This window comes from Pseudomonas sp. NBRC 100443 (assembly GCF_030268185.1).
GTDB lineage: Bacteria > Pseudomonadota > Gammaproteobacteria > Pseudomonadales > Pseudomonadaceae > Pseudomonas > Pseudomonas citronellolis.
The window spans coordinates 45,567-63,644 of record NZ_BSQE01000007.1 but is presented as its reverse complement, the minus strand read 5'-3'; the positions used below and the strand labels follow the sequence as shown (position 1 = coordinate 63,644).

Genomic DNA, 18,078 nt, shown 5'->3' with positions numbered 1-18,078 from the left:
CCGCGCTTGAGCAATGTCGAATCCCAGCGCCGTGTGCTGTCCGGCATGCGCCCTACCGGGCGCCTGCACCTGGGCCACCTGCACGGCGTGCTGCGGAACTGGGTGCGCCTGCAGCACGAGTACGAATGCTTCTTCTCCATCGTCGACTGGCATGCCCTGACCACCGAATACGACGATGTCGGGCCGATCCGCCAGCACGTCCGCGACATGGCCGTGGACTGGCTGGCGGTGGGCGTCAGCCCCAGCGCCTCGACCCTCTTCATCCAGTCCCAGGTGCCCGAGCACGCCGAGCTGCACCTGCTGCTGTCGATGATCTGCCCGCTGCCCTGGCTGGAGCGGGTGCCGACCTACAAGGAGCTGCAGGAAAAGCTCGGCCACAAGGACCTGTCGACCTACGGCTTCCTCGGCTACCCGCTGCTGCAGGCGGCGGACATCCTGGTCTACCGCGCCGGCTTGGTGCCGGTGGGCTCGGACCAGTTGGCCCACGTCGAGTTCGCCCGCGAGGTGGCGCGGCGCTTCAACCACCTCTACGGCGGCGAGGTGGACTTCGAGGACAAGGCCCAGGCCGCCGTCGCGCGCCTGGGCAAGAAGACCTCGAAGCTCTACGGCAGCCTGCGCAAGGCCTGGCAGGAGCAGGGCGACGAAGATGCCCTGGAAACCGCGCGGGCACTGCTCAAGGAGCAGCAGAACCTGACCCTCGGCGACCGCGAGCGGCTGTTCGGCTACCTTGAAGGCAGCAGCCGCGTGCTGCTGCCCGAACCGCAGACGCTGGTCGGCAGCGCCTCGCGCATGCCGGGGCTGGACGGGCAGAAGATGTCCAAGTCCCACGACAACACCATCGGCCTGCGCGAAAGCCCGGCGGAGGTGGAGGAGAAGATCGCGCGCATGCCCACCGACCCGGCGCGGGTGCGGCGTAACGATCCGGGCGACCCGCAGCGCTGCCCGGTGTGGCAGTGGCACCTGATCTACTCCGACGACGCCTGCCGCCAGTGGGTGCAGGAGGGCTGCAGCAGCGCCGGCATCGGCTGCCTGGACTGCAAACGGCCGCTGATCGAGTCGATCAACCAGGAACTGGCGCCGATCCGCGAGCGCGGCCTGGACTACGAGGACAACCCCGAACTGGTGCGCAGCATCCTCGCCGAGGGCGCCGAACACGCCCGCGAAGCGGCGCGGGAAACCCTGGTGGAAGTGCGCCAGGCCATGGGGTTGGTGTACCGCTAGGCCGCCCGGCTGCGTTGCAGGCGAGCATGGCTTTTCGTAGGAGCGAGCTTGCTCGCGAACAAACGCGGTGCCATGCGGTTCGCGAGCAAGCTTGCTCCTACAGGGGAATGGCCTGGGTGGGGCCGCGTAGGAGCGGATCTCATCCGCGAATCGCGCCGGAGGTTCCGGCTATCGCGGACAAGGTCCTACGGGGGAGAATGCCATGCCTCTCGGAAACCTGTAGGAGCGGGCCCTGCCCGCGATTCGCGCGCAGGGCGCGCTCCTACAGGGATATCGTGGGTGGGCGCCATTCCGTCCAATTCCCTCACCATCGCCGCTGAAAAGCAGGGATAATGCCGCCCTGAGCCCGCCCCGCCCGACGAGAGGCCGATGAGCGACCTGAACGAGCCGCAAACCCCGCCCAGCCCCGCCGAATATCGCGAACCGGTGCAGCTGGCGCTCGTCTATGGCGAAGCGGTCACCGAGCTGCCCCAGGATCTGTACATCCCGCCGGATGCCCTGGAGGTCTTCCTCGAAGCCTTCGAGGGGCCGCTCGACCTGCTGCTGTACCTGATCCGCAAGCAGAACATCGACGTCCTCGACATCCCGGTGGCGGAAATCACCCGCCAGTACATGACCTACGTCGAGCTGATGAAGTCGGTGCGCCTGGAGCTGGCCGCCGAATACCTGGTGATGGCCGCCATGCTCGCCGAGATCAAGTCGCGCATGCTGCTGCCGCGCTCGGCCGAGACCGAGGAGGACGAGGAAGACCCGCGCGCCGAACTGATCCGCCGCCTGCAGGAATACGAGCGCTTCAAGCAGGCCGCCGAGGACCTCGACGGCCTGCCGCGCCAGGGCCGCGACTACGTGGTGCCGACCGTGGCGGCGCCGCAGGCCAAGGCGCGCAAGCTGCTGCCGCAGGTGGACATGCAGGAGCTGATGCTGTGCATGGCCGAGGTGCTGCGCCGCGCCGACCTGTTCGAGAGCCACCAGGTGACCCGCGAGATGCTCTCCACCCGTGAGCGCATGAGCGAAATCCTCGAACGCCTGAAGGACGCCGGCTTCGTGCCCTTCATCGAGCTGTTCCGCATCGAGGAAGGCCGCCTGGGCGTGGTGGTGACCTTCATGGCAGTGCTGGAGCTGGTCAAGGAACAGCTGGTGGAGCTGGTGCAGAATCAGGCCTTCGCGCCCATCCACGTGCGCGCCCGCATCGAGGTGGAGGAGGGCGCTGCGCCGGTCGAGGCCCTGGAGGAGGGCGACGAAGGCGTGTTCGAGGAGACCGAGGCACCGGCGCCGGAGCCGACCTTCGAGGACGGCGGCTTCGACGAGACGGCGGACGCCGAGGACTTCGACGAGGAGCCGCTCTGAGCCCCCGGCGTTGCCCTGGCGCCGCGCATTGAGTAGTTTTCCCGCCAGACCGGCGATTCCCGCAACCCGAACCGAGCGACCCGATGAATCTCTCCGACCCCCACGAACTGGCGACCCTGCTCGAAGGCATCCTGCTGGCCGCCGGCCGGCCGCTGTCGCTGGAACGCCTCGGCGAGCTGTTCGAGGAGGCCGAGCGCCCGGAGCCGCAGCAGTTCCGCGATGCCCTGGCGATCCTGTCGCTGTCCTGCGCCGGCCGCGCCTTCGAGCTCAAGGAAGTGGCCAGCGGCTACCGCCTGCAGATCCGCGAGCCGCTCTCGCCCTGGGTCGGCCGGCTGTGGGAGGAGCGCCCGCAGCGCTACTCCCGCGCGCTGCTGGAAACCCTGGCTCTGATCGCCTACCGCCAGCCCATCACCCGCGGCGAGATCGAGGAAATCCGCGGCGTGGCGGTGAACACCCAGATCATCAAGACGCTGATGGAACGCGAGTGGATCCGCATCGTCGGCTACCGCGAGGTGCCGGGGCGCCCGGCGATGCTCGCCACCACCCGCACCTTCCTCGACTACTTCAACCTCAAGAGCCTGGAAGAACTGCCGCCGCTGGCCGAGCTGCGCGAGATGGAAGCCGAGCCGGAAGACGTGCAACTGGTGCCGGTCCACCTGCCCAGCCCGATCCTCGACGAAGACTACGTGCCGGCGTCGATCCAGGCCCTGGCCGACCAGGCGCTGCGCGAAGCCGGCGAAGAGCCGGAAGCCGCGGCGCCGGAGGGGAAGCCCGAGGAAACCAGCTTCCGCAGCCTGCTGGCCGAACTGGACGAGATGGAGCAGGGCCTGAAGACCGACTTCGACGACCTGATCGAACCGCCGCCGGTCGCCGAAGACGAGGCCGCGGACGACCCCGCAGCAGCCGAAGAAGCCTTGCCGACAGCGTCCGACGACGCCGTCGAGGCAGCCCCGGAACCCGCCGCAGAGCCCGCCGCGCCGGCGCCCGAGGCCGAGGAGTACGACGAGGAGCGCGCCCTGGCCGAGGCCATGCGCGAGGAACTCGAGGCCATGGCCAGGGAACGCGACCACTGATCCGCGCGTCCGAAAGTCGGGGGCGCCGCCCCTGAAAGCTTTCAACCGTTGACTTCCATCGCGCGCGGGACGACCTTATGTGCCGCGCCGCACGGGCGCCGGCGGCAGCACCTGGGGGAGCCGCCGGAACAGCGCCGGGCATGGCCATCATCGAACCTTCCAACATTCAACAGTCGGCCGCCGCCCTGGCGCGGGCCACTGAGTGCGCACACATAATGAAGAGAACACACCTCTGCCTCGGCCTCCTGCTGGGGTTGAACAGCGTTTCCCTGCTCGCTGCCGAGGGGCCGGCGGTTCCGCTGCCGGGGCAGTCCAAGGACGCCTTCATCAGCCAGCTGATGCAGCAGATGACGCAGGACGAGAAGATCGGCCAGCTGCGCCTGGTCAGCGTCGGCCCCGACCATCCCAAGCCGGTGTTGCTGGAAGAGATCAAGGCCGGCACCACCGGCGCCATCTTCAACACCGTGGTCCGCCCGGGCATCCGCGACCTGCAGGACGCGGCCATGCACAGCCGCCTGAAGATCCCGCTGTTCTTCGCCTACGACGTGGTCCATGGCCATCGCACCGTGTTCCCCATCGGCCTGGGCCTGGCCGCCAGCTGGGACATGGACGCGGTCGCCACCAGCGCGCGCATCGCCGCCCTGGAGGCCAGCGCCGACGGCCTCAACCTGACCTACTCGCCCACCGTCGACATCGCCCGCGACCCGCGCTGGGGGCGCGTGTCCGAAGGCTTCGGCGAGGACACCTACCTGGTCAGCCGCATCGCCGAAACCGTGGTCAAGGCCTACCAGGGCAAGGGCCTGGACCAGCCCGGCACCATCATGGCCGGGGTCAAGCACTTCGCCCTGTACGGCGCCGGCGAGGGCGGGCGCGACTACAACACCGTGGACATGAGCCTGCCGCGCATGTTCCAGGACTACCTGCCGCCGTACCGCGCGGCCATCGACGCCGGCGCCGGCGCGGTGATGGTCTCGCTGAACAGCGTCAACGGCGTGCCGGCCACCGCCAACAAGTGGCTGCTGCAGGACGTGCTGCGCAAGCAGTGGGGCTACAAGGGCGTGCTGCTCAGCGACCACGGCGCGGTCATGGAGCTGATCAAGCACGGCGTCGCCGGCGAGCCGCGCGAGGCCGCGCGCCTGGCGATGACCGCGGGCGTCGAGATGAACATGAACGACGACCTCTACGGCAAGGAGTTGCCCGAGCTGCTCAAGACCGGGGCCATCACCCAGGCCGACATCGACCGCGCCTGCCGCGACGTGCTGGCGGCCAAGTGGGACATGGGCCTGTTCAAGGACCCGTACCGCTACCTGCAGGGCGCCGACCCGCTCGACACCGACGCCGAGAGCCGCCTGCACCGCGCCGAGGCCCGCGACGTGGCGCGCCGCGGCATGGTGCTGCTGAAGAACGAAGGTGACGTGCTGCCGCTCAAGCGCGGCGGCACCATCGCCCTGGTCGGCCCGCTGGCCGACAGCAAGCGCGACGTCATGGGCAGCTGGTCCGCCGCCGGCAAGGCCTTCCAGGCGGTGACCCTGCTCGAAGGCATGGGCCACGCCACCCGCGGCAAGGCCGCGCTGCTCTACGCCAAGGGCGCCAACGTCACCAACGACGAAGAGATCATCAAGTACCTCAACGAATACAACGAGGACGTGAAGATCGACCCGCGCAGCCCGCAGGCAATGATCGACGAGGCGGTGGCCAAGGCCAGGCAGGCCGACGTCATCGTGGCGGCGATCGGCGAGGCCCAGGGCATGGCCCACGAGGCGTCGAGCAAGACCAACCTGCACATCGCCCAGAGCCAGTACGACCTGCTCAAGGCGCTGAAGGCCACCGGCAAGCCGCTGGTGCTGGTGCTGATGAACGGCCGCCCGCTGGACCTGCGCTGGGAAACCGCGAACGCCGACGCCGTGCTGGAAACCTGGTTCAGCGGCACCGAGGGCGGCAACGCCATCGCCGACGTGCTGTTCGGCGACTACAACCCCTCGGGCAAGCTGCCGATGACCTTCCCGCGCTCGGTGGGGCAGATCCCGATCTACTACAACCACCTCAACACCGGCCGCCCGTTCGACCACGAGCATCCGAACAAGTACACCTCGCGCTACTTCGACTCGCAGAACGGCCCGCTGTACCCCTTCGGCTACGGCCTGAGCTACACCCGCTTCAGCGTTTCCGACGTGCAGATGTCCAGCCCGCGGATGCACAAGGGCGACACCCTCAAGGCGCGGGTGACGGTGAAAAATACCGGCAAGCGCGCCGGCGAGACCGTGGTGCAGCTGTACCTGCGCGACGAGGTGGCCTCCATCAGCCGCCCGGTGAAGGAGCTCAAGGGCTTCCGCAAGGTCATGCTGCAGCCGGGCGAGTCGAAGGTGGTGGAATTCCCGATCCGCGAGGAAGACCTGCGCTTCTACGACAGCAACCTGCGCTACGCCTCGGAACCGGGCGAGTTCAAGGTGATGATCGGCCTGGACTCGGACGACGTGAAGGAAAGCCAGTTCACCCTGCTCTGAGCCGGCGTGCCGAACCGCGACATCGCCCCGATTGGCCCGGCCAATCGGGGCGATGTCTTTTCTGCGTTGGACCTTTCGTCGCCTGTGCCTTCAAGTAGGCCCGGCGCACCCCCATGGTGGAGGTGTGCGGAACGCACCGGGAGGCCCTGTGAAAGATCCCTGCATCAAGGTCTGCGAATTCGACGACGGCATCTGCCGCGGCTGCGGCCGCAGCCGCGCCGAGATCAAGGCCTGGAAGAAACTCGACAAGCCCGAACGCCTGGCGGTGCTGGCCGAGGCCGACATGCGCCTGCTGGTGCTGCAGGCGCAGGGGCGGCGCAAATACCGCTAGGCCAGCGGTTATCTGCCCTACGGGGATGCTCGGGCGTAGGAGCGGACCTTGTCCGCGATAGCCGGGCATATCGGCGCGGTTCGCGGATAAGATCCGCTTACGTCATGCCCACCTCCGGACCCATTTGTAGGAGCGCGCCCTGCGCGCGAATCGCGGGCAGGGCCCGCTCCTACAGGGGCCCCGTCGTTGGCCGTCGCAACGGTGTTCCGGGCCAACGGCGGATAACCGCGTTCACCGCCGCGCCTCAGGCCGGTGCCCGCCACAGCGCCAGGGCGTTGTCCAGCATGCGGTTGGAGAAGCCCCATTCGTTGTCGTACCAGGCCATGACCTTCAGCAGCCGGCCGCTGACCTTGGTGTGGTTGGCGTCGAAGATGGCCGAGCGCGAGTCGTGGTTGAAGTCCACCGAGACCAGAGGCTGGCTGTTGTAGCCGAGGATGGGCGAACCCTGGCTGGCTATCCTGAACAACTGGTTGACCTCCTCGACCGTGGTGTCGCGGCCGACCTGCACGGTCAGGTCCACCAGCGAGACGTTGATCACCGGCACCCGCACCGCAAGGCCGGTGAGCTTGCCGGCCAGCTCCGGCAGCACCAGGCCCACCGCCTCGGCGGCGCCGGTGCGCGTGGGGATCATCGACTGGGTGGCCGAGCGCGCGCGGTAGAGGTCGCCGTGGTACACGTCGGACAGGCTCTGGTCGTTGGTGTAGGCGTGTATGGTGGTCATCAGGCCCTGTTCGATGCCCAGCTCGCGGTGCAGCACCTGGGCCACCGGGGCCAGGCAGTTGGTGGTGCAGGAGGCATTGGAGATGATCTGGTGCGAGGCGCGCAGCAGCTCGTGGTTGACGCCATGGACGATGGTGGCGTCGACGCCGGCCCCCGGCGCCGAGACGATCACCTTGCGCGCGCCGGCGGCCAGGTGCGCGGCGGCCTTGTCGCGCTGGGTGAAATGTCCGCTGCACTCCAGGACGATATCGACGTCCAAACCTTTCCAGGGCAATTGCGCCGGGTCGCGCAGGGCCGTGACGGCGATGCGGTCGCCGTTCACCGTCAGGCTCTCGTCATCGTGCTCGACCTGCCCGGGGAAGCGCCCGTGGACGCTGTCGTACTGCAGCAGGTGGGCGTTGATGGCGGCGTCGCCGAGGTCGTTGATGGCCACCACTTCGAGCTGTTGGCGGTAGTCGGCAGTATAAAAGGCGCGGAGGACGTTGCGGCCGATGCGGCCGAACCCGTTGATCGCCAGGCGAATGGTCATGGAGGTCGTCTCTTTTGTGTTTTTGTGGTAAAAACCATTAAATTTTTTCGTCAAACAAAAGTAAATATCCTTTAACCGATGATTATGTTGTAAAAACAACAATCGTTAGTCTGCAGGAGAATGCTGCCATGCACCCGCGCGTGCTCGAAGTCACCCGTCGCATCCAGGAACGCAGCGCCGCCACCCGCCAGCGCTACCTCGCCATGGTCAAGGCCGCCGCTACCAAGGGCCCGCACCGCGGCACGCTGCCCTGCGGCAACCTGGCCCACGGCGTGGCCGCCTGCGGCGAGCACGACAAGCAGGCGCTGCGCCTGATGAACCAGGCCAACGTCGGTATCGTCTCTGCCTATAACGATATGCTCTCGGCGCACCAGCCGCTGGAGCGCTTCCCGGCGCTGATCAAGGACGCCCTGCGCGAGATCGGCTCGGTGGGCCAGTTCGCCGGCGGCGTGCCGGCCATGTGCGACGGCGTGACCCAGGGCGAGCCGGGCATGGAGCTGTCCCTGGCCAGCCGCGACGTGATCGCCATGGGCACCGCCATCGCGCTGTCCCACAACATGTTCGACGCCGCGCTGTGCCTGGGCGTGTGCGACAAGATCGTCCCCGGCCTGCTGATCGGCGCGCTGCGCTTCGGCCACCTGCCGGTGGTGTTCGTCCCCGCCGGGCCCATGCCCACCGGCATCTCCAACAAGGAGAAGGCCGCGGTGCGCCAGCTCTACGCCGAGGGCAAGGCCAGCCGCGAGCAGTTGCTGGCCTCGGAGATGGCCTCCTACCACGCGCCGGGCACCTGCACCTTCTATGGCACCGCCAACACCAACCAACTGCTGGTTGAAGTGATGGGCCTGCACCTGCCGGGCGCCTCCTTCGTCAACCCGAATACCCCGCTGCGCGACGAGCTGACCCGCGAGGCCGCGCGCCAGGCCAGCCGCCTGACCCCGGAGAACGGCCAGTACGTGCCCATGGCCGAGGTCATCGACGAGCGCGCCATCGTCAATTCGGTGGTGGCCCTGCTGGCCACCGGCGGCTCCACCAACCACACCCTGCACCTGCTGGCCATCGCCCAGGCCGCCGGCATCCAGCTGAGCTGGCAGGACATGGCCGAACTCTCCGAGATAGTGCCGCTGCTGGCGCGCATCTATCCCAACGGCCAGGCCGACATCAACCACTTCCAGGCCGCCGGCGGCATGTCCTTCCTGATCCGCCAACTACTCGACGGCGGGCTGCTCCACGAAGACGTGCAGACCGTGGTCGGCAAGGGCCTGCGCCGCTACCTGCAGGAGCCTTTCCTCGACGGCGGCAAGCTGGTCTGGCGCGAAGGCCCGGCCGACAGCCTGGACGAGGACATCCTGCGCCCGCTGTCGCGCCCGTTCTCCGCCGAGGGCGGCCTGCGCCTGATGGAAGGCAACCTCGGCCGCGGCGTGATGAAGGTTTCCGCCGTGGCCGCCGAACACCAGGTGGTCGAGGCGCCGGTGCGCATCTTCCACGACCAGGCCAGCCTGGCCGCGGCCTTCAAGGCCGGCGAGCTGGAGCGCGACCTGGTCGCCGTGGTGCGCTTCCAGGGCCCGCGCTTCAACGGCATGCCCGAGCTGCACAAGCTGACTCCGTTCCTCGGCGTGCTGCAGGACCGCGGCTTCAAGGTGGCGCTGGTCACCGACGGGCGCATGTCCGGCGCCTCCGGCAAGGTGCCGGCGGCCATCCACGTGTCCCCGGAAGCCAGCGCCGGCGGCCCGCTGGCGCGCCTGCGCGACGGCGACGTGGTGCGCGTCGACGGCACCAGCGGCGAGCTGCGCGTGCTGGTCGATGCCGCCGAGTGGCAGGCCCGCCCGCTGGCGCCGCTGCCCGAGGACGACGGCAGCGGCATGGGCCGCGAGCTGTTCGCCTTCATGCGCCAGTCGTTCAGTTCCGCGGAGCAGGGCGCCTGCGCCTTCACCGCCGAACTGGAACGCTTGCGGTAGGGGCTATGCTTGGCGGAGCATTCGCCTCCCGGAACCCGCTCAAACCTTTCAGTTGCCCGAGCTTGCGATGAATTCCAACAACAAATCCCAAGCACCGACCGGTATCGCGCTGGTCGGCGACATCGGCGGGACCAACGCCCGTTTCGCCCTCTGGCGCGAACAGCGCCTGGAGGCCATCGAGGTGCTGGCCTGCGCCGACTACCCGCGCCCGGAAGACGCCGTGCTGGAGTACCTGCAGCGCGTCGGCCAGCCGCTCGGCGCCATCCACAGCGTCTGCCTGGCCTGCGCCGGGCCCGTGGGCGATGCCGACTTCCGCTTCACCAACAACCACTGGGTCATCAAACGCGAGGCCTTCCGCGCCGAGCTGGGCCTGAGCCACCTGCTGCTGGTCAACGACTTCAGCACCATGGCCTGGGCCGCCTCGCGCCTGGGCGGCGAGGACCTGGTGCAGGTGCGCGACGGCCAGGCTTTGCCGGGCCGCGCCAAGCTGATCATCGGCCCCGGCACCGGCCTGGGCGTCGGCAGCCTGGTGCCGCTGCCCGGCGGCGGCTGGGACGTGCTGCCCTGCGAGGGCGGCCACGTCGACCTGCCGGTGACCGGTGAGCGCGACTTCGCCATCTGGCAGCAACTACGCGAGAAGTACGGCCACGTCTCGGCCGAGCGCGCGCTGTCCGGCAGCGGCCTGGAGAACATCTACCAGGCCAGCTGCAAGGTCGACGGCATCGAGCCGCTGGCGCTCTCCGCGGCGCAGATCGGCGAACGCGCCCTGGCCGGCGACGCCTACTGCGACGCGGTGCTGGAGCACTTCTTCGTGTGGCTGGCGCGGGTCGCCGGCAACGCGGTGATGACGGTCGGCGCCCTGGGCGGCGTGTACATCACCGGCGGCATCGTCCCGCGCTTCCTCGAACGCTTCCAGCGCAGCGGCTTCGCCGAGGCCTTCTGCACCCGCGGCAAGACCAGCGGTCCCTACCTGAGCCAGGTGCCGGTATGGGTGATGACCGCCAGCCACCCGGGCCTGTTCGGCGCCGGCGTGGCCCTGGAGCAGGCGCTGCAGGCAAAAGCCTGAACGACCAACGGCAACCACTGGAACAACAACAAGGGATGCCCCGTGAACGCACCCGCCAAATCCATCCTGCTGGTGGATGACGACCAGGAAATCCGCGAGCTGCTGGAAACCTACCTGAGCCGCGCCGGCTTCCAGGTGCGCAGCGCCGCCGACGGCGCGGCCTTCCGCCAGGCGTTGCTGGCAGAGGAGGCCGCCCTGGCCATCCTCGACGTGATGCTGCCCGACGAGGACGGCTTCAGCCTGTGTCGCTGGATTCGTTCGCACCAGCGCCTGGCCTGCATGCCGGTGATCATGCTCACCGCCAGTTCCGACGAAGCCGACCGGGTGATCGGCCTGGAACTGGGCGCCGACGACTACCTGGGCAAGCCGTTCAGCCCGCGCGAGCTGCTGGCGCGGATCAAGGCCCTGCTGCGCCGCGCGCAGTTCACCCAGGTGCGCGGCGGCGAGGTGCTGGCCTTCGACGACTGGCGCCTGGATACGGTCAGCCACCGGCTGTTCCACGAGGACGGCGAGGAGTTCTTCCTCAGCGGCGCCGACTTCGCCCTGCTCAAGCTGTTCCTCGACCACCCGCAGCAGATCCTCGACCGCGACACCATCGCCAACGCCACCCGTGGCCGCGAGGTGATGCCCCTGGAGCGCATCGTCGACATGGCGGTCAGCCGCCTGCGCCAGCGCCTGCGCGACACCGGCAAGGCGCCGCGGCTGATCCAGACCGTGCGCGGCAGCGGCTACCTGCTGGCGGCGCAGGTCCGCCCGCACCTGGGGCTGTGATGGGCGAGCGGCGGCGTTGGCCGCTGGTCCCGCGTTCGCTGCTGGGGCGCATGCTGCTGCTGACGCTGCTGGCGATCCTCGTCGCCCAGGGCCTGTCCAGCCTGTTCTGGCTCTCGCACCTGCGCTCCAGCCAGCGCGAGGGCCTGCTCACCAGCTCGCGCAGCCTGGCCTATTCCATGGCCGCCAGCGTCAGCTACTTCCGCTCGCTGCCCATCGGCTACCGCCCGCTGGTGCTGGACCAGCTGCGCAGCATGGGCGGCACGCGCTTCTTCGTCTCGCTCAACGAGCGCCCGCTGCAGATGCAGAGCCTGCCGGACACGCCGAACAAGCAGGCGGTGCTGGACATCGTCCGCGACGTGCTGCAGCAGAAGCTGGGCAAGGACGTGGAGCTGGAAGTGGAATTCGTCGCCCCGGACGACCTGCGCCTGTTCAACAGCCAACTGAAGCTGGAGGAACTGCCGCGCTCCTGGGCCCACTACGCGCTGACCCTGGAGCCGGTGAACCCGCCGGTGCTGGTGACGCAGATCCGCATCGGCGAGAACGAATGGCTCTACATCGCCAGCCTGATGCCGGCGCCCTACGTCAGCCTGGAGCCGGAGGCGCTGCAGCCGCAGCAGATTCTCTCCATCGGCCTGACCAGCCTGTTGTTGCTGCTCTTCGCCGGCCTCTTGGTGCACCAGCAGAGCCGCCCGCTGAAGCGCCTGGCCCGCGCCGCCCGCGAAGTCGCCCTGGGCAGCCCGGCGGCGCCGCTGGAAGAGCGCGGCGCCCGCGAGCTGGTGGAAGTCAGCCGCGCCTTCAACACCATGCGCGAGAGCATCGACCGTTACCTCAGCGAGCGCGGCCAGCTGTTCAGCGCCATCTCCCACGACCTGCGCACGCCCATCACCCGCCTGCGCCTGCGCGTCGAGCTGCTCGACGACGAGCCGCAGCGCGACAAGCTCAACCAGGACCTCGACGAGCTGGAACTGCTGGTCAAGGGCGCCCTGCAATGCGTGAAGGACACCGACATCCACGAGAACATCGAACCGGTGGACGTCAACCAGCTGCTACAGCACGTCGCCGGCCCCTACCTGGCCGACGGCCGCGTGAAGCTGCTGGGGGAGGCGGGCGAACCCTATCCCGGCAAGCCCCTGGCCCTGCGCCGCTGCATCGGTAACCTGCTGGACAACGCCCTGAAGTACGGCGAGCGCGCGCAGGTGCAGGTCGAGGACGGCCTGGAAGCGCTGGTCGTGCACGTCGACGACGAGGGGCCCGGGGTGCCGGAACAGCGGCTGGAGCAGGTGTTCGAACCGCGGGTGCGCCTGTCGCAGCGGGGGCAGGGGTATGGGTTGGGGTTGGGGATCGCGAGGAATATCGCGCATACCCATGGCGGGGAGGTGAGTTTGCAGAACAGGCGGGAAGGGGGGCTGCGGGTGACCTTGCGGTTGCCTAGGTTGGTGGTCGAGTAAAGACGCTTCCTTTACTCAGCTCAGAAGGTTCCGGCGTGCTCCATGATTGCGCCTTGCAGAGGACAGCCCCCTCTCCCTTCAGGGAGAGGGTTGGGGAGAGGGGCTCTTCAACCAAGGCCGAGTAACTTCCCTGATCTCACAAAAAAGGAGATCAAGGATGCCGTCATACCGAGACTTCTCCCGCCAACTCCGCAAGGACCAGACCGACGCTGAGCGGGCCCTCTGGCAACAACTCCGCGGCCACCGCTTCATGGATTTGAAGTTCAAGCGCCAGAAAGTGGTAGGCCACTACATAGTCGACTTCATCTGCCTGGAAAGAATGCTGGTGATCGAATTGGACGGCGGCCAGCACCTGGGCTCTGCTCCCGATCTGGAGCGGGACGCCTGGCTCTGCGCCCGAGGTTTCCAGGTGCTACGGTTCTGGAACCATGACGTTTTGCTGAGGATGGACTCGGTGCTGGAGGCGATACGCCTGGCGCTCGATTCGAGTCCGCAACCCTCTCCCCAGCCCTCTCCCTGAAGGGAGAGGGGGCCGTTCGATGTGCGCTGCAATCATGGAGTTAGCCGGCAACACCGGGCTATCAGGATGACTCCGAACATACAGCCACTCAGAACCAGTCCCCTCTCCCTTCAGGGAGAGGGTTAGGGAGAGGGGCTCTTGGCTCTTCAAATCAACCCCAACCCAACCAACCCCCAAATGTCACCACCCCGTGACAATCCCCCATCCCTTCGTTACCCGGAGCAGGAAATGCCTTGGATAGACTCGGACTACCGCAAGCGCAGACTTGCCCCGAATAACAAGAACAGGTCCTTCCCCATGAATGCGCTCCGCCGCCTTTCCGCCGCTGTCTGTCTTTCCTCGCTCTATCTCGCCGCCCCGGCCCACGCCGGCGAAGTCGAAGTCCTGCACTGGTGGACTTCCCCCGGCGAGGCGCGCGCCGCCGAAACCCTGAAGAAACTCGTCCAGGCCAAGGGCCACACCTGGAAGGACTTCGCCGTCGCCGGCGGCGGTGGCGAGGCCGCCATGACCGTGCTGAAGACCCGCGCCGTGTCCGGCAACCCGCCGGCCGCCGCGCAGATCAAGGGGCCGGATATTCAGGAGTGGGGCCAGCTCGGCCTGCTCGCCGACCTCAACCAGGTCGCCGCCGAGGGCAAATGGGACCAGCTGCTGCCGCCGCAGGTGGCGCAGGTCATGAAGTACCAGGGCGACTACGTCGCCGTGCCGGTCAACGTGCACCGGGTCAACTGGCTGTACATCAACCCCGAGGTCTTCAAGAAGGCCGGCGCCACGCCGCCGACCACCCTCGACGAGTTCTTCGCCGCCGCCGACAAGCTCAAGGCCGCCGGCTTCGTGGTCCTGGCCCATGGCAGCCAGCCCTGGCAGGACGGCACCCTGTTCGAGAACCTGGTGCTCAGCAAGATGGGCCCGGACGGCTACCGCAAGGCCTTCGTCGAGCAGGACAAGGCCACCCTCACCGGGCCGCAGATGGTCGAGGTGTTCACCGCGCTGAAGAAACTGCGCGGCTACATCGACGCCGACGCCGCCGGGCGCGAGTGGAATGTCGCCACCAGCATGGTCATCAACGGCAAGGCCGGCATGCAGATCATGGGCGACTGGGCCAAGAGCGAGTTCACCGCGGCCAACAAGGTCGCCGGCAAGGACTACCAGTGCCTGCCGTTCCCCGGCACGCAGAAGGACTTCGACTACAACATCGATTCCCTGGTGATGTTCAAGCTGAGCAACGCCGAGAACCGCAAGGCCCAGGAAGACCTGGCCCGCGCGGTGCTCGACCCGGCGTTCCAGAAGGACTTCAACCTGGCCAAGGGCTCCATCCCGGTGCGCCTGGACGCCGACATGGCGCCCTTCGACGCCTGCGCCCAGCAGTCGATGAAGGACTTCAAGGCGGCCTCCGCGGCCGGCACCCTGGTGCCGAGCATGGCCCACAGCATGGCCGCCTCCAGCTACGTGCAGGGCGCCATCTTCGACGTGGTGACCAACTTCTTCAACGACCCCGCCGCGGACCCGCAGAAGGCTGCCCAGCAGCTCTACGCGGCCATCGAGGCGGCGGCGCAGTAAGCCGCGCGGCGCCTTCCGCCAGGCGCCACCCCACTCCCAGCCGACCCACTCCGGGCCATCGCCATGGCCCGGACGGCTTCACTCGCACCCGGGAAGACCCATGGCGACAGAAAACCCCACCTTCACCCCCGCGGCGGCCCCGCGCGCCTCGCTGCTCGACGGCCTGCAGCGCTGGCTGCCGAAACTGGTGCTGGCCCCGAGCATGCTCGTGGTGCTGGTCTGCGTGTACGGCTACATCGGCTGGACGCTGCTGCTGTCCTTCACCAACTCGCGCTTCATGCCCAGCTACAGCTGGGCCGGGCTCGGGCAGTACCTGCGCCTGTGGGACAACGACCGCTGGTGGGTGGCCAGCCGCAACCTGCTGCTGTTCGGCGGCCTGTTCATCGTCATCTGCCTGCTGCTCGGGGTGTTCCTCGCCGTGCTGCTGGACCAGCGCATCCGCCGCGAGGGCTTCATCCGCACCGTCTACCTGTACCCCATGGCGCTGTCGATGATCGTCACCGGCACCGCCTGGAAGTGGCTGCTCAACCCCGGCCTGGGCCTGGACAAGCTGCTGCGCGACTGGGGCTGGACGGGCTTTCGCTTCGACTGGCTGGTGGACCCGCAGCGCGTCGTCTACTGCCTGGTGATCGCCGCCGTGTGGCAGGCCTCGGGCTTCGTCATGGCGCTGTTCCTCGCCGGCCTGCGCGGCGTCGACCCGGCCATCGTGCGCGCCGCCCAGGTGGACGGCGCGAGCCTGCCGACCATCTACCTGCGCATCGTCCTGCCGAGCCTGCGCCCGGTGTTCTTCAGCGCGCTGATGATCCTCGCGCACATCGCCATCAAGAGCTTCGACCTGGTCGCCGCCATGACCGCCGGCGGCCCCGGCTACTCCTCCGACCTGCCGGCGATGTTCATGTACGCCCACACCTTCACCCGCGGCCAGATGGGCCTGGGCGCGGCGAGCGCGATGCTGATGCTCGGCGCCGTGCTGGCCATAGTCGTGCCCTACCTGTATTCCGAACTGCGAGGCAAGCGCCATGCGTGACGCGACCTTCAAGCCGAGCCTCGGCCGCCTGGCAGTCCACGCCACCCTCTGGGGCGCCGTGGCGCTGTACCTGATCCCGCTGCTGGTGATGCTGCTGACCAGCTTCAAGAGCCCCGAGGACATCCGCAACAGCAACCTGCTGGCGCTGCCGGAGGTGTTCACCCTGATCGGCTGGGTGAAAGCCTGGGGCGCGGTGGGCGACTTCTTCTGGAACTCGGTGAAGATCACCGTCCCCGGCGTGCTCATCTCGACCTTCATCGGCGCGCTGAACGGCTACGTGCTGTCCATGTGGCGCTTCCGCGGCTCGCAGCTGTTCTTCGGCGCGCTGCTGTTCGGCTGCTTCCTGCCGTTCCAGGTGATCCTCCTGCCGATGTCCTTCACCCTCGGCAAGCTGGGCCTGGCCAACACCACCACGGGCCTGGTGATGGTCCACTGCATCTACGGCCTGGCCTTCACCACGCTGTTCTTCCGCAACTACTTCGTGGCCATCCCGGATGCCCTGGTGAAGGCCGCGCGGCTCGACGGCGCCGGCTTCTTCACCATCTTCACGCGCATCCTCCTGCCGATGTCCACGCCCATCGTCATGGTCTGCCTGATCTGGCAGTTCACCCAGATCTGGAACGACTTCCTCTTCGGCGTGGTGTTCGCCAGCGGCGACGCCCAGCCGATCACGGTGGCGCTGAACAACCTGGTGAACATCAGCACCGGGGTCAAGGAATACAACGTCGACATGGCCGCGGCGATGATCGCCGCGCTGCCGACGCTGATCGTCTACGTACTGGCTGGAAAGTATTTCGTGCGCGGCCTGACCGCCGGCGCGGTCAAGGGGTAATCGGACATGGCAACACTCGAACTGCGCAACCTGCACAAGTCCTACGGCAGCGGCCTGGCGGACACCCTGAAGTCCATCGACCTGGCGATCGAGTCCGGCGAGTTCCTGATCCTGGTCGGCCCCTCCGGCTGCGGCAAGTCGACGCTGATGAACTGCATCGCCGGCCTGGAAGCCATCAGCGGCGGCGCCATCCTGGTGGATGGCCGCGACATCAGCGGCATGAGCCCGAAGGACCGCGACATCGCCATGGTGTTCCAGTCCTACGCGCTGTACCCGACCATGACGGTGCGCGAGAACATCGCCTTCGGCCTGAAGATCCGCAAGCTGCCCCAGGCGGCCATCGACGAAGAGGTGGCGCGGGTGGCCAAGCTGCTGCAGATCGAGCACCTGCTGCAGCGCAAGCCCTCGCAGCTCTCCGGCGGCCAGCAGCAGCGCGTGGCCATGGGCCGGGCGCTGGCGCGGCGGCCGAAGATCTACCTGTTCGACGAACCGCTGTCGAACCTCGACGCCAAGCTGCGGGTGGAGATGCGCACCGAGATCAAGCTGATGCACCAGCGCCTGAAGACCACCACGGTCTACGTCACCCACGACCAGATCGAGGCCATGACCCTGGGCGACAAGGTGGCGGTGATGAAGGACGGCATCGTCCAGCAGTTCGGCACCCCGCAGCAGATCTACAACGACCCGGCCAACCTGTTCGTCGCCAGCTTCATCGGCTCGCCGCCGATGAACTTCGTCCCGCTGCGCGTGCAGCGCCAGGGCGGCCAGCTCGTCGGCCTGCTGGACAGTGGCCAGGATCGCTTCGAACTGCCGCTGGATCTGGCGGCCGAAGTGGGGGAGGGGCGCGAGCTGATCCTCGGCGTGCGCCCGGAGCAGATCGGCATCGCCGACGACGGCGCGCCTGGCGCGGCCGAATTGCGCGCCGAGGTCGAGGTGCTGGAGCCCACCGGCCCGGACACCCTGGCCTTCGTCACCCTCAACGGCGCCAAGGTCTGCTGCCGCCTGGCCCCGGACGCCGCGCCCGCGCCCGGCGCCACCCTGCGGCTGCGCCTGGACCCGGCGCGGGTACTGCTGTTCGACGCGCAGAGCGGCGAGCGCCTGCGCAAGGCCCCGGGCGGGGCGGGGGAGGCCAAGGTCACCCCGCTGGCCCGGCACAAGCACTGAACGCCGCAAGGCA

Annotated in this window: 15 protein-coding genes; 14 read left to right on the top strand and 1 reads right to left on the bottom strand. The window is 68.1% G+C overall.

Annotated features, from left to right (window positions below; genetic code table 11):
- Nucleotides 1-6 precede the first annotated feature (6 nt).
- The 5 genes from QSJ95_RS11090 to QSJ95_RS11070 all read left to right on the top strand — a co-directional run bounded on the left by QSJ95_RS11090 (nucleotide 7) and on the right by QSJ95_RS11070 (nucleotide 6,476).
- The gene (locus QSJ95_RS11090) at nucleotides 7-1,221 is read left to right on the top strand and encodes a tryptophan--tRNA ligase (protein ID WP_058072072.1); all 1,215 of its coding nucleotides are present in this window, start codon (nucleotides 7-9) and stop codon (nucleotides 1,219-1,221) included.
- 369 nt (nucleotides 1,222-1,590) lie between these two features.
- Nucleotides 1,591-2,568, top strand: coding sequence for a segregation and condensation protein A (locus QSJ95_RS11085; protein ID WP_502945271.1), 978 nt, complete (start codon nucleotides 1,591-1,593; stop codon nucleotides 2,566-2,568).
- 83 nt (nucleotides 2,569-2,651) lie between these two features.
- Nucleotides 2,652-3,641: an SMC-Scp complex subunit ScpB gene (gene scpB / locus QSJ95_RS11080; protein ID WP_058488826.1), complete on the top strand. Its 990-nt coding sequence runs from the start codon at nucleotides 2,652-2,654 to the stop codon at nucleotides 3,639-3,641.
- A gap of 215 nt (nucleotides 3,642-3,856) precedes the next feature.
- On the top strand, nucleotides 3,857-6,145 hold the full coding sequence (bglX, locus tag QSJ95_RS11075; RefSeq protein WP_285642392.1) for a beta-glucosidase BglX: 2,289 nt from the start codon (nucleotides 3,857-3,859) through the stop codon (nucleotides 6,143-6,145).
- Nucleotides 6,146-6,293: 148 nt separating this feature from the next.
- Nucleotides 6,294-6,476, top strand: coding sequence for a DUF1289 domain-containing protein (locus QSJ95_RS11070; protein ID WP_285642391.1), 183 nt, complete (start codon nucleotides 6,294-6,296; stop codon nucleotides 6,474-6,476).
- Between the two features lie 244 nt (nucleotides 6,477-6,720).
- On the opposite strand, the gene gap is transcribed toward QSJ95_RS11070, so the two are convergent.
- Entirely contained in the window at nucleotides 6,721-7,725 is a 1,005-nt protein-coding gene (gene gap, locus QSJ95_RS11065; protein ID WP_285642390.1) for a type I glyceraldehyde-3-phosphate dehydrogenase, read from the bottom strand.
- A gap of 128 nt (nucleotides 7,726-7,853) precedes the next feature.
- Between gap and edd the strand changes: the two genes are divergently transcribed.
- The 9 genes from edd to QSJ95_RS11020 all read left to right on the top strand — a co-directional run bounded on the left by edd (nucleotide 7,854) and on the right by QSJ95_RS11020 (nucleotide 18,065).
- Complete coding sequence (gene edd / locus QSJ95_RS11060; protein ID WP_285642388.1) at nucleotides 7,854-9,680, top strand: phosphogluconate dehydratase; 1,827 nt, start codon at nucleotides 7,854-7,856, stop codon at nucleotides 9,678-9,680.
- Between the two features lie 67 nt (nucleotides 9,681-9,747).
- Nucleotides 9,748-10,746: a glucokinase gene (locus QSJ95_RS11055; RefSeq protein ID WP_285642386.1), complete on the top strand. Its 999-nt coding sequence runs from the start codon at nucleotides 9,748-9,750 to the stop codon at nucleotides 10,744-10,746.
- A 42-nt stretch (nucleotides 10,747-10,788) separates the two neighbouring features.
- Nucleotides 10,789-11,517 carry a response regulator gene (locus QSJ95_RS11050; protein ID WP_064582375.1) on the top strand — a complete coding sequence of 243 codons (729 nt, stop codon included), beginning with the start codon at nucleotides 10,789-10,791 and terminating at the stop codon, nucleotides 11,515-11,517.
- Entirely contained in the window at nucleotides 11,517-12,965 is a 1,449-nt protein-coding gene (locus QSJ95_RS11045; RefSeq protein WP_285642383.1) for an ATP-binding protein, read from the top strand. The genes QSJ95_RS11050 and QSJ95_RS11045 overlap by 1 nt, the downstream gene beginning before the upstream one ends.
- 157 nt (nucleotides 12,966-13,122) lie before the next feature.
- Nucleotides 13,123-13,485, top strand: a complete 363-nt coding sequence (locus QSJ95_RS11040; protein WP_285642381.1) for an endonuclease domain-containing protein — start codon at nucleotides 13,123-13,125, stop codon at nucleotides 13,483-13,485.
- Nucleotides 13,486-13,782: 297 nt separating this feature from the next.
- Nucleotides 13,783-15,042 carry an ABC transporter substrate-binding protein gene (locus QSJ95_RS11035; protein ID WP_285642379.1) on the top strand — a complete coding sequence of 420 codons (1,260 nt, stop codon included), beginning with the start codon at nucleotides 13,783-13,785 and terminating at the stop codon, nucleotides 15,040-15,042.
- A 100-nt stretch (nucleotides 15,043-15,142) separates the two neighbouring features.
- On the top strand, nucleotides 15,143-16,069 hold the full coding sequence (locus QSJ95_RS11030; protein WP_051878441.1) for a carbohydrate ABC transporter permease: 927 nt from the start codon (nucleotides 15,143-15,145) through the stop codon (nucleotides 16,067-16,069).
- A complete protein-coding gene (locus tag QSJ95_RS11025; RefSeq protein ID WP_043319323.1) occupies nucleotides 16,062-16,901 on the top strand; it encodes a carbohydrate ABC transporter permease in 840 nt (279 codons plus the stop codon). Before QSJ95_RS11030 ends, QSJ95_RS11025 begins: the two co-directional genes overlap by 8 nt.
- 6 nt (nucleotides 16,902-16,907) lie before the next feature.
- On the top strand, nucleotides 16,908-18,065 hold the full coding sequence (locus QSJ95_RS11020; protein WP_285642374.1) for an ABC transporter ATP-binding protein: 1,158 nt from the start codon (nucleotides 16,908-16,910) through the stop codon (nucleotides 18,063-18,065).
- Nucleotides 18,066-18,078 lie beyond the last annotated feature (13 nt).